Genomic DNA, 13,041 nt, shown 5'->3' with positions numbered 1-13,041 from the left:
CATGATTTATATGGTTTATTCCTGTTCATCGACAGGTTTTTTCAAAATAGCCAGTAAAAGCATTCCCGCGACGGAGCCTGCGAGAAGGGCAACGATATACAACAGCGGGTTGCCGACCACGGGGAATACGAAGATGCCGCCATGCGGCGCGCGCAGAGTGCAGTCGAAAAGCATGGAAAGCCCGCCGGCAATTCCGGAGCCGATCGCACAGGCGGGAATCACCCGCAGGGGGTCGGCGGCGGCAAAGGGAATCGCGCCTTCCGTAATAAAGGACAGGCCCATCACATAGTTAGCCACGCCGGACTGGCGTTCCTGAGCTGTAAAACGGTTTTTAAAGAAGGTTGTGCAAAGGGCGATCGCAAGCGGAGGAACCATTCCGCCGACCATAACCGCCGCCATAATATTGAAATTGCCCGATGCGAGGGACGCGGTGCCGAATACGTAAGCCGCCTTGTTGATCGGACCGCCGAAGTCAATGGACATCATCGCGCCAAGAAGGATGCCCAGCAGAAGCTTACTGGCACTGCCCATGCCGTTCAGGCTGTCTGTCAGCCATTTATTGAACGCGGAGAGGGGTGGGTTGACGATAAAGGTCATAAGCAGGCCCATCACCAGCACGCCGAAAAACGGATACAGCAGAACGGGCTTGATCCCCTCAAGGTTTTTCGGCAGGCCGCTGAACAGCTTCTTCAGGCCGAGCGCCAGGTATCCGCCGATAAAGCCCGCGAGCAGGGCGCCCAGAAAACCAGAGCCCCCGGAAACAGCCAGCGCGCCGCCGACAAAACCGGCCACAAGCGCGGGGCGGTCGCCGATGCTCATTGCAATGTACCCGGCAAGAATCGGAAGCATAAAGCCGAACGCCGCGCCGCCGACCGTATTCAGAAAAGCGGCAAGCGGGGTGTTGCTTCCGAATTTGGAAGGATCGATTGCATAGTTGTCAAACAGGAAGGAGAGTGCGGTTAAAATGCCGCCGCCGATGACAAACGGGAGCATGTGGGAAACGCCGTTCATTAAGTGCTTGTAAATCTGCCGCCCAACGCCTTCGTTTTCCAGAGCCGCTTCCTCGGATTGTCCGTCGGGACTGCTGTGGAATACGGGTGCATTCCCGTCCAGCGCGCGCTGAATCAGTTCCGGGGCGCGGTTGATGCCGTCGGACGCCTTTACCTGCAGAACCTTTTTGCCGTTGAAGCGGGGCATTTCGACCTGCCGGTCCGCCGCAATAATGATGCATTCCGCCTGGGCGATTTCCTCTTTGGTCAGGACATTTTCCGCTCCGCCGGAGCCGTCGGTTTCCACTTTCAGGCTGACGCCCAGCTTTTTCGCCGCTTTTTCCAGGCTCTCCGCCGCCATATAGGTGTGGGCGATGCCTGTCGGGCAGGCGGTTACCGCGAGAAGGCGGTATCCTTCGGGCTTTTCTTCTTTCTGCTCCTGTGCAAGCTTTTTTGTTTCCGCGTCATTAATAAGTTCAAGAAATTCCGCCTTGCTTTTTGCCTGAATCAGATTTTTGCGGAAAGCGTCGTCCGTCAGCAATGCGGACAGACGGCCCAGCACGTCCAGATGGATGTTTTCCTCTGTCTGCGGCGCGGCGATCAGAAACAGGAGGCGGGCGGGTTCGCCGTCGAGCGATTCATAATCGACCCCGTCTTTAACGACCATCGCGCTTAATCCGGCCCGCGATACCGCGCTTGTTTTCGCATGCGGGATCGCTACGCCTTCGCCGATTCCCGTCGTACCTTCTTTTTCCCTGTCCAGTACGCGCCGTTTGTATTCTTCTTTGTCCTTCAAATTTCCGTTTTGATCCATCAGATCGACAAGCCTGTCGATCGCGTCCGCTTTGGATTTCGGATTTGCATTCAGATCAATGCCTTTTTCGCTCAACAAATCGGTAATACGCATTTTAACTCCTCCTCTGAATTGTTTCGATTTGCCTTAATAGTGCCTGAATATCTTCTTTTGAAGCGAGATCCTCACTAAATGCGCTTGCGCTTCCCGCGGCAATGCCTGTGCGGAAAGCTTCCTGATAGTCCCTGTTGGCGAGATATCCGGCGAGGAACCCGGCCACCATGGAATCGCCCGCGCCTACGGAGTTACGAACAACGCCTTTTGGCGCCGGGCTTTTATACGTCTTGCCGGTTTCTTCTACCAGAATCGCACCTTCGCCCGCCATGGAAACCAGTACGTTCCGCGCGCCCCTGCTTTGCAGCTCTTTCGCGCACCGGATGATGTCTTCGTCGTTTTGCAGTTTCCGTCCGAACAGTTCGCCCAGTTCATGGTTGTTTGGCTTGATTAAGAAGGGATGGTATTTCAAAACATTTACAAGCAGGTTGCGGGTTGCGTCCACAACCGCCAGAATGTTTTTTCCTTTCAGGCGGTCCAGGATTTTTTCGTAGATATCCTCCGGAAGCGTGTTGGGGATGCTTCCGGCAAGGACCAGCACGTCACCGTCTGAAATCCGGTCAATCCGGTCGAACAATTTTTTTATGTCCATTTCGCGAATCCGGGGTCCACGCCCGTTGATTTCACTTTCTTCGTTTGATTTCAGCTTCACGTTGATTCGCGACAAGCCGCTTTGGAGGCGAATAAAATCTGATTCACAGCCGAAGTCGTTCAGGCGCTTTTGGATTTCGTCCCCGGTAAAGCCCGCAATAAAGCCCATGGCAACGCTTTGGATGCCAAGGTTTTTCAATACGATGGATACGTTGATTCCCTTTCCTCCGGGAAGCATTTTTTCCGAGTAGGTGCGGTTAACCTCCCCCAGCCGGAAGGAATCTACTTTCACGATGTAATCAAGGGACGGATTGAAGGTTACCGTGTAAATCATGGTTTATCAGTCTCCAATACATTCGTATATTTTTTGTACTGCTGGTCTTCTAACACCGTTGTAATGATCGCAGCCGATCCAAGGGTGGCGAAAGTGATAGGGGAAATGCTGTTGAATTTGCTCGGGTCCGCCAGAATGTATTTTTCACTACATTTCGAAAGCGCCTCGGCTTTTACCAACGCTTCACTCACATCCGGCGTGGTATAGCCGCTTTTTGTACTGATTCCGTTTGTGCCGAAAAAACCCTTTGTAAAGTTGTACTTTTGAAGGCAGGCAATCGCTTCGTTGCCCACAACCGCGTCCGTTGCCACTTTCAGCTCTCCGCCGAGGATAAAAACCTTGCAGCCCTTCTGCGCCAGTTTTTTCGCAAGGGCCGCTCCGTTTGTTACGTAAACTGCGTTTTTTTCCGTTATATAATTAATGAGCGCTTCCGTTGTTGTGCCCGCGTCAATATAAACAAAGTCGTTTTCCTGAATGAGAGACGCCGCGTATTTCCCGATGGCGTTTTTCTGCTCCGTATTGCGGGACTGGCGGATAGAAACGTCGTCGTCCTTTGTGCTATAGAAAACGTCGATTGCGGTTGCACCGCCGTGGACCTTATTTAACTTCCCGATATTGTCGAGCGCAGCCAAATCCCTGCGGATGGTGGATTCGGAGCTGTTAAGCGCTTCTGTCAGTTCCGATACGGTAACAGCCCTTTTCTCTTCCACCATTTTCAGTATGGCAGCGTATCTTTCTTCTGGTAACAACGGTATCCCCTCCTTTTACTTTATAATACACTCAAATACAGTCAGAGTCAATCAAATTCAACCAAATAAACAACCAAAATCAGTCAATTGAATTTTAGCAAAATGACAAATCCGATATATCTTTTTCTGTTTTTATTATTTTATCCGATGAATTCTCATATACTATGGGGGGTGATATTCATGGCAGACATGAAAGGGCCGGCCGCCTTAAAAATTCTGAATACGGCCGCATTTGTTTTTCTGGTAATTATCAATATCCTCGCAAACCTTCTCCCAATAAACGGAGTTACTACGGGGGAGGTATCCGAAGCCTATCCCAATCTTTTTACCCCGGCTTCCTGCACATTTTCGATTTGGGGGGGCATCTATTTTCTGCTGGCGCTGTTTGTGCTTTACCAATTCGGCGTTTTTAACGGAAGTGAAAATACGAGGGACGATTACATAATGGAAATCGGATATCTTTTCGCGGCGACTTCTTTGGCCAATGTTGCGTGGCTTTTTGCATGGCATTACCGGATGATTTTCCTTTCCGTCCTGCTTCTGCTTGCGCTGCTCGCCGGCTTGGCGGTGATCGGGTCTCGGCTTGACAAAAAGGAATTTTCAGGGAAAGAATGGATTTTTGTAAAACTGCCGTTCAGCCTTTATTTCGGATGGGTGACTGTTGCCGCCATTGCTAATGTCATCGTGTGGCTGGTCAGCATAGGGTTCACCGGGTTTTCCAACCAGACATGGACGGCGATTGCAATGGTGCTGGCACTTGTCGCAGGCGTCTGCGGTGTGGTCAACCGAAAGAATATAGGGTACGGACTGGCTGTACTGTGGGCCTTTGCCGGGATTTTCATGAAACATATTTCGCCTGATGGATTTAACGGGCAGTATCATGTGGTGATTGTCGTAGCCGTTTTCAGCATGATTGTTCTAGTACTTTCGATCCTTTTTCTATCAGCTGCCAACAGAAAACACCCAATTAAGCTCTAAAGTCTGATTCAACATTCTTACATAAGTGGAAAGGCGCCTGCGGCAGGAAGCCGCCGCGGGCCCTTTTTTATATTTCAGCGGTTCTTTCCGGATAGGAAACGATTGTGTTTGCCGCTTTTTACAAGGTTTTACCCTTATCGGGAGTTGTTCGTTGACTTTTTTCAAACACCAATTTATAATAAATTTATGAATGGATAAAATATCCATGTTTTATGCAAAATTTTCCATAGAAATATAGCCGGTTTTCGAATCACGAAATCCCGTATAGAGAGGATGCGAAGCTATGACCGGTCAAAAAGTTCTTATTATAGACGATGATAAAAACAGTGTCCGTTTTTTGGAATTGGAATTAAATCACGAAGGATACATCGTGGAAAAGGAGTACGATGGTTTCAGCGGTCTTGAACGTGCCTTAACAGAAAAATTTGATATTATTCTGCTGGATATTATGCTTCCATCAATGGACGGAATGGAAGTTTTAAGAAGATTTCGGAACGCTTCAAAAACGCCGGTCATCATGCTTACGGCGAAAGACGCGGTTGCAGACAAGGTTTCGGGTCTGGACGGCGGCGCAAACGATTATCTGACGAAGCCCTTTGCCATTGAAGAACTTCTCGCTCGTATGCGTTTGGCGCTGAAAAAAGCGGAGCCCCCGGAACCGCCCCAAATCCTGACGGCAGGAAAGCTGGTCGTTGACGTAGCGAAACGCTCCGTTTCTTACGCCGGAGAACCGATCTATTTAACAAAGCGGGAGTTCGACCTTTTGTTTTATCTTTTGAAAAATCACGACATGGTCTGTTCGCGCGATCGGCTGATGGAACAGGTGTGGGGATACAATTTTAAGGGGAAAACCAATCTGGTGGATGTCTACATACGGTATCTTCGCAATAAGATCGATTACCGCTATCATGTGGAGCTGATCCGTACCATCCGCGGGGTAGGATACATCATTAACTTAAATGAAAAAAATGAACCTGTTAAAAAAATTCGCTGGTGACAGAAAAAACATTAAATTCTCGATTGCTTTAAAGGCAACCGCGATCTACACTTCAATGTTCGGACTGCTTCTTGCCGCCACGGTGGGATTCCTTTCATGGGCAATTACGATTCGGGCGGTTCACATGCGGCACCTGGACAGCGTCGCTTCGATGGTAGAGGAACGTCTGAAGCATGGGAGAGGACAAGATTTTGATTTTGATGCTTTTGCAAAGGCGAACAAAGTTTATATTGAAATCCGGTATGAGCATGAAGGTACGACCCTCACCTTTGGGAAGAAGCCGGGCGGGAAGGGAAATTATGCCAATACCGTAAGGAGTATAGACCGCCCCTGCAGAAAAGCTACTGTTACGGTCGTCGACTGCGAAAGCATTTCGATTGCGGGGAACATTTCCGCAACGGGTTTTTTAGTGATCTTATCTGCTCTACTTCTGGTTATTTCCATCAGCGGGGCACTCCTTATACGGAAGATGATGCGGCCGATTTACAATATGACCGCAGCGGCGCGATCAATTTCCGCGAAAGACCTCAGTAGGCGCATTGATACGGTTCACTCGAACGATGAACTGAAAGAATTGGCGGAAACGTTTAATGGTATGCTGGACCGGATTCAAGCCTCCTATGAGCAGCAGAAGCGGTTTGTTTCCGATGCTTCCCATGAGCTGCGCACGCCGCTTTCGGTTATTTCCGGCTATGCAAACCTTTTGCGCCGCTGGGGCAGCGAGGACCCGGAAGTAAGGGACGAGTCTGTTGAAAAAATCGTAGAAGAAACCGAAAATATGAAGCAGCTTGTAGAGCGCCTGCTGTTTCTGGCGCGGGCTGACCAGCAAACCCAGCTAATCAGCTTTGAACGGTTTAACGTGAGCAACCTGATTGACAGCATTGCCGAGGATACCAAGCTGATCAGCAGGGAGCATGCTGTCGTATCGGAGATTGAACCGGGTGTTTTCCTCACAGCCGACCCGGCTTTGATAAAAGAGGCTGTCCGCGCGGTATTGGACAACAGTATGAAATATACTCCTCCGGGGGGCGAAATCCGTATTTCTTGCCGCCGGGGGCCGGGCTGTGTAGAGATTGAAATTGTGGATACGGGAATGGGAATTGCGGACAAAGACCTTCCGTATATTTTCGATCGTTTTTACAAAGCCGACGCGGTGCGCTCACGCGGAACAAAAGGCTCGTCCGGCTTGGGTCTGTCCATTGTCAAATGGATTGTCGAACGCCACAGCGGAGAAATCCGGTTGGAAAGCAAGCTGGGCAGCGGAACAAGATTCACATTTATTTTCCCAGATACACGAAATACAGAAACGACGGAACGTCCGGCCTGACATAGGCCGGACGTTTTTTTCATCAAATTTTCATCCAGTTTTTTGCAATCCATCACATTCCATAATTATCCTTTAATAGTTAGCGAATATATGGAATCGGAGGTTTGCTATGAAAGAAAAACTGGAAAGTATCCGGAATTTTACGCAACTGCATAAGAAAATAACGATTTTTGTTACGGCGGGGGTATTAGTGTCCGCCATTTCGGTTGCAGCAATTTTTGCTGTATTGAAACACAATGCACCCCAGAGCACAAAGACCTACCGTGAATACAGCGTCGCAAAAGGGGATGTGACGGTTGGCACAACGGAATCCGGAACCGTGTCGCTGGATACGCAGAACATTACCTTTCCCATTGCGTGTACCATCAGCTCGGTATCGGTAAAATCCGGACAGACAGTAAAAAAAGGAGACGCGCTGCTGCGACTGAACCTAGACAGCGTAAACGATAACAGTTCCGAGACACGCCAGAAGCTTGAGACAGCGAAGGTTTCCCTTCAGCAGGCGCTAACCGACCAGAAAAGCAAGCTTGCCGCTGCGAAAATTACCTATGAATCGAGCAAAGCACTTGCGCAGACCGCGCCGGTTACAAGGGCATTAACAGAAGCGTCCATTCAGAACGATATTGCGGTGGCACAGGAAAATTTGGAAAAGGATCGGAAAGAGCTTGCAAAATATCAGGCGCTTCAGAAAACGTGGGCGTCCGATTATGCGAAGCTTCAAAAGCTAAAGCAGTGGATGGATGACGCCAAGACAAACCAAACGAGCTATAGCAATCAGCTTTCCGTCTTTAAGACGGATAATAACGCGATTATCAGCGCATATGAGAAACTAAAGGACGCTGTGGAAACAGCAAGGGCAAATTATATTTCGGCAAAATACGGCTCTGATTCGAACGGGGAAGATGAGGATACGGCCAAACTCGAGTATGATTCCGCAAAGGATGCCTTGGATGCTTACTATAATAACGTAGCGGGCGATATCATCCAACAGCAAGAGAATTTGCAGGCAAAGCTTGACCAGGCTGAGGCGGAATATACGAACTATTCGAAGGCTTACAATGATTTTAAAGAAACTTATTCGGACAAATATCCCGTTGCGGGAACGGATCTTGACGCAAAGGTAACGTCGCTTCAGCAAAGCGTTAAATCGGACGAATATGCCCTTTCAAAGGCGAAGAAGACTGCGCAGATTACCTCGAACGAAGCGAAAACAACCGAGGAAAAGGACTTGAATACCGCTGCGTACGCTGACGATACGTATAACCTTACGGTGAATCAGTTGGCTCTGGCAGTAAGCGAACAGCAGGAAAACTGTGACAAGCTGCAAAGGGAATTGGATGAAATCAACAATGCCCTGGACGGGAACGGTGTAATTACCAGCCCATGCGACGGGATTGTGGCGACCGTTTCGTACAAGGCGGGCGACACCGTGCCGGCCTCGACGGCCATTATGGAGATTTCCAAGCCGGATTCCGTGTCGCTTTCCGTCTCGATTTCCGAAGATGACATTACCGGTATCAGCATCGGGCAGGAAGCTTCCATTACCCTTTCCGCCTATGACAACCAGTCCTTTGACGCGATGGTGGAAAGCATTACGGCGGAACCCGCCCGCAGCGGCTCCTCTTCCGTAACCTATACGGTGGTTGTAAAAATGACCGGAACCGACAACGACGTTGGCACCGTTTATACCGGAATGAGCGGGGAAGCAACCATAATTCAGAAGCGGGTGAAGAACGTGCTGTATGTAAACAATAAGGCAATCCGTTTTGATAACGGCGTTTCTACCGTTCTTGTGAAAAACCAAGACGGCAGCACTACGGAAAAAAGCGTAAAGACCGGATTTTCCAACGGAACGAATGTAGAGGTTACCAGCGGCCTGGCAGAAGGAGATACCGTGCTGGCGGAAAGTACGGTGAGCGCAAAATGACGCAGGATACGGGTTTGTACGGCAAAATGCGTTTTACGGAAATTCTGCATCTTGTCTGGATCAATATAATGGAAAATAAATTTAAAGTGATTCTGACTTCGCTTGGCATCATTGTCGGCTCTGCAACCATTGTCATGGTAATTGCCGTCGGGCATGGGGGAGAGGTGGATGTTCAGAAGCAGTTTAAAACCCTAAATGCCGGATCCATTAACATCTCCGTCAGTACGGAGGCGGAAATGCGCGATCAGATGATGCAGGGGAGCTTCGGCCCAGGAGGCGATATGCCGGGTGATATGCCCAGCGGCATGCAGGGAGGAATGCCTGGTGGAATGCCCGGCGGAACAGCAGGGAACCGATCCGGCAGCCGAAGCGGCTTTGGAGGAAATCTTGCGAAAAAACAATCCGCAGTCCTTTCCACCACCGATGTGGATACGATTTCTTCCCTCGTCACCGGGCTTTCCGACGTGTCCATCTATACCAGCGCAACCGCGAAGGTGGAAGGCGGCGATTTAACTGAGGAAACGGAATACACCACGGTTGGCGTGCAAAGCAACTATCAGAGCATATGCAATCTGGAACTGCTGCAGGGCGATTTTATCAGCGATGACGATCAGGACAGCAAGAATAAGGTGGCGGTTATCGGATACACGCTGGCGCAGGATATTTTCGGAAGCGCCTATTCTGCGGTGGGGGAAAGCCTTTCCATCGAAGGGAAAACGTACGAGATTGTCGGGGTGCTTTCCAAAATGGGGTCGGTTTCCTCCGGGATCAGCCCCGACAATTCGATTTTTGTTCCTTATTCTACCGCCCTGAAATATGTGTTTGGCAACAACGCGGTGTCGCAGATTACGGCGATTGTGTCCGACGTAAATCAGGTCGCGGAGAAAATGGAGGAAATCAAATCAATCCTGATGGAAGACCATTCCAACGCGAACTTTACTGTTACGGACGCGGGCAGCAGTATGGAAGCCGCGACATCTTCTGCAAAGACCCTTTCCCGGCTGTTGATAGCGGTTGCCTGCATTGTCTTTATTGTAGGAGGAATCGGAATCATGAATGTGCTGTTCGTGTCCGTTAAGGAGCGCACGCAGGAAATAGGGATTCTGAAAGCGCTGGGCTGTTCGAAACGGGAAATTCTTCTGGAGTTTTTATCCGAAGCAAATTTTATCAGTATTTTTGGCGGGGTTATGGGCGTTGCAGCCGGGTTTGCGCTTGTTCCGGTTGTCCGGCTGAGCGGCATGACTGTTGCCCCGCTTGCCGTCAGCGGCATTTACGCCATGCTTTTCGCGGTTTGCACGGGAACGCTGTTCGGCTTTTATCCTGCGTGGAAAGCAGCTTCCTTAATGCCGATTGAAGCGTTATCTCAGAAATAACGGGAGGTTGATATCATGAGGAAAAAATTATTGCTGTTTACAGGGCTGGCCGTTTTGTTGGCTGCCGTTTTTGCGGTTGGCTGCTCGCAGCAGAATGGGAACAGCGGTTCGCAGGGCGACGGTTTCAAAAAATTCGGTGCCCAAAGCGGGCGTGAGGAAAAGGATACGTCCCAGATCCGAATCTACGGAAAAGTCAAGTCGGTAACCGGCAACCAGGTAGTGCTTTCCATTGGAACGAGCAACAAAAGTGGACGCTTCGGATCGGGTTCCACGCAGGGACAGCAGGAAAGCTCGTCTTCTTCCGCGCAGGAAGCTTCCTCGGCAAAATCGTCGGCCTCCGGTTCCGATTCTTCCGATATCACCCTGACGGGGGAAACGCAAACCTTTTTGATTCCGGTCGGGCTGACCCTTTCCAATGCGGGGCAGGACGGCTCGAACGCATCGGGAAGCAGCAGGAGTGCGCCTAATGTGGGAGCAATGGGCGCTGGCGGAAATGCGGCCGCTTCCAAGGATGCAGGGTGTTCGTCCTCCGGCATGGGAACGGTTTCGACCAGACGGGCTAGCGATTTTTCCAGTATTAAGGTGGGTATGGTTCTTGTGATTACGGAGCAGACGCAGAGCGACGGTACAAAACAGATTACGCGTGTAAGCGTGCTGTCCAAATAAAGTGTCCTGAGGGGTTTGCTATGGAACAAATTATCAAAATTAAAAATTTGAGAAAATCCTACGGCCAAGGAGAGAACCGACAGGAAGTCCTGAAGGGGATATCCATTGAAGTTGGGGACGGCGAATTTCTTGCGATTCTCGGCCCGTCCGGTTCCGGAAAAAGCACGCTGATGAACGTCATCGGGTGTATGGATTGCTTCGACGAAGGCGAGTACTGGCTGACGGGGGAACCGGTTTATAAAATGAACGACGCGGAGTTGACCCGCGTCCGCAACCGGAAAATCGGATTTATTTTCCAAAGATACCATCTGATTCAAAAATATACAGCTCTGCAGAATACCATGATGCCGCTTCTCATCCGCGGGGTATCCCGCCGGGAGGCGGCGGAGCAGTCTATGGAAAAGCTGAAGATGCTTGGAATCGGGGAACAGCGGATAAACCACCGGCCGAACGAGCTTTCCGGCGGCCAGCAGCAGCGTATTGCAATCGCAAGGGCGCTGGTGGGTTCCCCAAAGCTTCTTTTGGCCGACGAGCCGACCGGAGCGTTGGACCGGGAAACGGGGGAAGAGGTGCTGGCGCTGTTCCGGCAGTTGAACGAAATGGGAAATACCATCGTTATGATTACCCACGATCTGCATGTGGCTAAGAGCGCGAAACGTATTGTAAAAATCATTGACGGCCAATTGTACGAAGGCAGCAAATCCGAACTTCTTGATTAAATGCAATGAGAGGAGAAGCATTATGAAACGGTTATGGAATCAAAAAAGGATAGGAACCCTTCTGGCGTTGGTGGTGGGGATTTTTGCGGCTTTTCATTTTGCTGTTCCGGTTTCCGCCGGCGAAGAGATTGCCGCTTCCAACCTTATACTTGGGAGCATTACCTTAAAAGAAAACTCAAGCTATGTTTCGGAGGAGTATGCAGGCGTAATCAATCTTAACGTTAAGAATACGGATATTGTCTGTGCCTCCATTGACAGCCAAAACCGCGTAGTGATTACTGCGGTGGGCTCTGGCAGCACCACGGTCAGTTACTGGTGCAGGCATTCGGTGTCGGAGGGATGGGTCAACACGATCGTACCGGTTACGGTTTCCGGGCAGTCCTCTTCGGCCGCCACGGTAAACGCCGATGAAGCGGGCGTTGTATTTGCGCAGCAGAATGTCAATGTGGGCCGCGGCGCTTCCTATACCGCAAATGATATCAAGGTAAATGGAATTTCTACCGGTGCGGCAAACCTTCTGTGGGTTTCTTCCTCGGATGCGGTTGCATCTGTGAACAAAACGACCGGGGAAATTCAGGGCGTATCAGCCGGTACCGCGACGGTTTACGCAATTGACCCCAATACCAAATATTGCGGGTATTTAAATGTTACGGTTTCTTGATGCGCTTTTATTGTTATTTCAATGTCAATGTAGGTATAGAACATAAAAAGGAGATACCTATTATATTCTTCATCCGCTACAGGTTCGCGCCATTGTGTAAAGGAGTCTTCCGTTGGAACAGACAAAGACAGATGTGTAAATGTCTTATCCCGTGCCGCTCCCTGCCAATGTTTAATTTCCGGTGCTATATACACGATATCACCGTTTTTAAAAGGCGGTGCTTCTTTTCCGAACTCCTGATACCAGCCACGCCCTTTAACACAGAACAATGTTTGCCCGCAGCCATGATGAATATGCCAATTGTTACGGCAACCCGGCTCAAAAGTAACATTAAATCCGATGAAATATGGAGGAAAATCAGATATGTTTTCGAATTCCTTTCTTTCCATGATAATGGCTCTCGCTCCCTTTTTTTAGCCTTCGAAAGGTGTGCGTTTTTCTGGAAGAAAATCACTACATTTCCATTCTGAGTATGGTTGACGAGAGCAACGTCGAAGCACGCCCCGCCGACGCTGCATTTATTACCGAAATTAATAATACCGTTTAGGATGGACGATACTAATGAAAATTAGCAATAAGGGGAATAATGCCATGAACACAAATAGAGTACCCAACCGGTTGATAAATGAAAAATCTCCTTACCTGCTCCAGCATGCCTATAATCCCGTGAACTGGTTCCCTTGGGGAAAGGAAGCTTTTGAAGTGGCAAAAAGGGAAAAGAAGCCGATTTTCCTTTCCAGCGGCTATTCAACCTGCCATTGGTGCCATGTTTGTCATTAACAGCAAATTTAACATATTTTAAAGCGGCTTATTTTCAATAATT

General features: G+C 49.6%; 12 protein-coding genes and 1 pseudogene. 9 read left to right on the top strand and 4 right to left on the bottom strand.

Annotation, left to right across the window (positions count from 1 at the left end; all coding sequences use genetic code 11):
- Positions 1–15: 15 nt before the first annotated feature.
- Genes P9B68_RS07470 through P9B68_RS07460 form a run of 3 tightly spaced genes read right to left on the bottom strand, consistent with a single transcriptional unit; the run spans position 16 to position 3,570 of the window.
- Positions 16–1,896, bottom strand: a complete 1,881-nt coding sequence (locus P9B68_RS07470; protein WP_135660224.1) for a PTS fructose transporter subunit IIABC — start codon at positions 1,894–1,896, stop codon at positions 16–18.
- A 1-nt stretch (position 1,897) separates the two neighbouring features.
- Positions 1,898–2,821, bottom strand: coding sequence for a 1-phosphofructokinase (gene pfkB / locus P9B68_RS07465; RefSeq protein WP_135660226.1), 924 nt, complete (start codon positions 2,819–2,821; stop codon positions 1,898–1,900).
- Positions 2,818–3,570 carry a DeoR/GlpR family DNA-binding transcription regulator gene (locus P9B68_RS07460; protein WP_135660228.1) on the bottom strand — a complete coding sequence of 251 codons (753 nt, stop codon included), beginning with the start codon at positions 3,568–3,570 and terminating at the stop codon, positions 2,818–2,820. The genes pfkB and P9B68_RS07460 overlap by 4 nt, the downstream gene beginning before the upstream one ends.
- 180 nt (positions 3,571–3,750) lie before the next feature.
- Between P9B68_RS07460 and P9B68_RS07455 the strand changes: the two genes are divergently transcribed.
- The 8 genes from P9B68_RS07455 to P9B68_RS07420 all read left to right on the top strand — a co-directional run bounded on the left by P9B68_RS07455 (position 3,751) and on the right by P9B68_RS07420 (position 12,218).
- Complete coding sequence (locus tag P9B68_RS07455) at positions 3,751–4,548, top strand: tryptophan-rich sensory protein (RefSeq protein WP_277668788.1); 798 nt, start codon at positions 3,751–3,753, stop codon at positions 4,546–4,548.
- 283 nt (positions 4,549–4,831) lie between these two features.
- Entirely contained in the window at positions 4,832–5,545 is a 714-nt protein-coding gene (locus P9B68_RS07450) for a response regulator transcription factor (protein ID WP_277668787.1), read from the top strand.
- Complete coding sequence (locus P9B68_RS07445) at positions 5,508–6,872, top strand: sensor histidine kinase (protein ID WP_277668786.1); 1,365 nt, start codon at positions 5,508–5,510, stop codon at positions 6,870–6,872. Before P9B68_RS07450 ends, P9B68_RS07445 begins: the two co-directional genes overlap by 38 nt.
- A gap of 109 nt (positions 6,873–6,981) precedes the next feature.
- Positions 6,982–8,799 carry an efflux RND transporter periplasmic adaptor subunit gene (locus P9B68_RS07440; RefSeq protein ID WP_277668785.1) on the top strand — a complete coding sequence of 606 codons (1,818 nt, stop codon included), beginning with the start codon at positions 6,982–6,984 and terminating at the stop codon, positions 8,797–8,799.
- A complete protein-coding gene (locus P9B68_RS07435; RefSeq protein WP_277668784.1) occupies positions 8,796–10,172 on the top strand; it encodes an ABC transporter permease in 1,377 nt (458 codons plus the stop codon). Before P9B68_RS07440 ends, P9B68_RS07435 begins: the two co-directional genes overlap by 4 nt.
- A gap of 15 nt (positions 10,173–10,187) precedes the next feature.
- Positions 10,188–10,838: a hypothetical protein gene (locus P9B68_RS07430; protein ID WP_277668783.1), complete on the top strand. Its 651-nt coding sequence runs from the start codon at positions 10,188–10,190 to the stop codon at positions 10,836–10,838.
- Positions 10,839–10,858: 20 nt separating this feature from the next.
- On the top strand, positions 10,859–11,557 hold the full coding sequence (locus P9B68_RS07425) for an ABC transporter ATP-binding protein (RefSeq protein ID WP_135660240.1): 699 nt from the start codon (positions 10,859–10,861) through the stop codon (positions 11,555–11,557).
- A 22-nt stretch (positions 11,558–11,579) separates the two neighbouring features.
- Positions 11,580–12,218: a hypothetical protein gene (locus tag P9B68_RS07420; protein WP_277668782.1), complete on the top strand. Its 639-nt coding sequence runs from the start codon at positions 11,580–11,582 to the stop codon at positions 12,216–12,218.
- Here P9B68_RS07420 and P9B68_RS07415 read toward each other — a convergent pair.
- Positions 12,161–12,607: a cupin domain-containing protein gene (locus tag P9B68_RS07415; RefSeq protein WP_407932270.1), complete on the bottom strand. Its 447-nt coding sequence runs from the start codon at positions 12,605–12,607 to the stop codon at positions 12,161–12,163. The two genes, P9B68_RS07420 and P9B68_RS07415, sit on opposite strands and share 58 nt — an antisense overlap.
- 202 nt (positions 12,608–12,809) lie before the next feature.
- Between P9B68_RS07415 and P9B68_RS07410 the strand changes: the two are divergent.
- Positions 12,810–12,989, top strand: a pseudogene (locus P9B68_RS07410) (DUF255 domain-containing protein); the annotation flags it as partial.
- Positions 12,990–13,041: the final 52 nt, after the last annotated feature.

The sequence above is a fragment of the Caproiciproducens galactitolivorans genome, assembly GCF_029266045.1.
Lineage (GTDB): Bacteria > Bacillota > Clostridia > Oscillospirales > Acutalibacteraceae > Caproiciproducens > Caproiciproducens galactitolivorans.
Note: the sequence above shows the minus strand (reverse complement) of the source record. Positions and strands in the feature narration are given on the sequence as shown.

Coding starts and splice junctions, on each gene's coding strand:
- P9B68_RS07470 (WP_135660224.1), bottom strand. CDS start 1,896: ATGCGTATTACCGATTTGTTGAGCGAAAAAGGCATTGATCTGAATGCA.
- pfkB (WP_135660226.1), bottom strand. CDS start 2,821: ATGATTTACACGGTAACCTTCAATCCGTCCCTTGATTACATCGTGAAA.
- P9B68_RS07455 (WP_277668788.1), top strand. CDS start 3,751: ATGGCAGACATGAAAGGGCCGGCCGCCTTAAAAATTCTGAATACGGCC.
- P9B68_RS07450 (WP_277668787.1), top strand. CDS start 4,832: ATGACCGGTCAAAAAGTTCTTATTATAGACGATGATAAAAACAGTGTC.
- P9B68_RS07445 (WP_277668786.1), top strand. CDS start 5,508: ATGAAAAAAATGAACCTGTTAAAAAAATTCGCTGGTGACAGAAAAAAC.
- P9B68_RS07440 (WP_277668785.1), top strand. CDS start 6,982: ATGAAAGAAAAACTGGAAAGTATCCGGAATTTTACGCAACTGCATAAG.
- P9B68_RS07435 (WP_277668784.1), top strand. CDS start 8,796: ATGACGCAGGATACGGGTTTGTACGGCAAAATGCGTTTTACGGAAATT.
- P9B68_RS07430 (WP_277668783.1), top strand. CDS start 10,188: ATGAGGAAAAAATTATTGCTGTTTACAGGGCTGGCCGTTTTGTTGGCT.
- P9B68_RS07425 (WP_135660240.1), top strand. CDS start 10,859: ATGGAACAAATTATCAAAATTAAAAATTTGAGAAAATCCTACGGCCAA.
- P9B68_RS07420 (WP_277668782.1), top strand. CDS start 11,580: ATGAAACGGTTATGGAATCAAAAAAGGATAGGAACCCTTCTGGCGTTG.
- P9B68_RS07415 (WP_407932270.1), bottom strand. CDS start 12,607: ATGGAAAGAAAGGAATTCGAAAACATATCTGATTTTCCTCCATATTTC.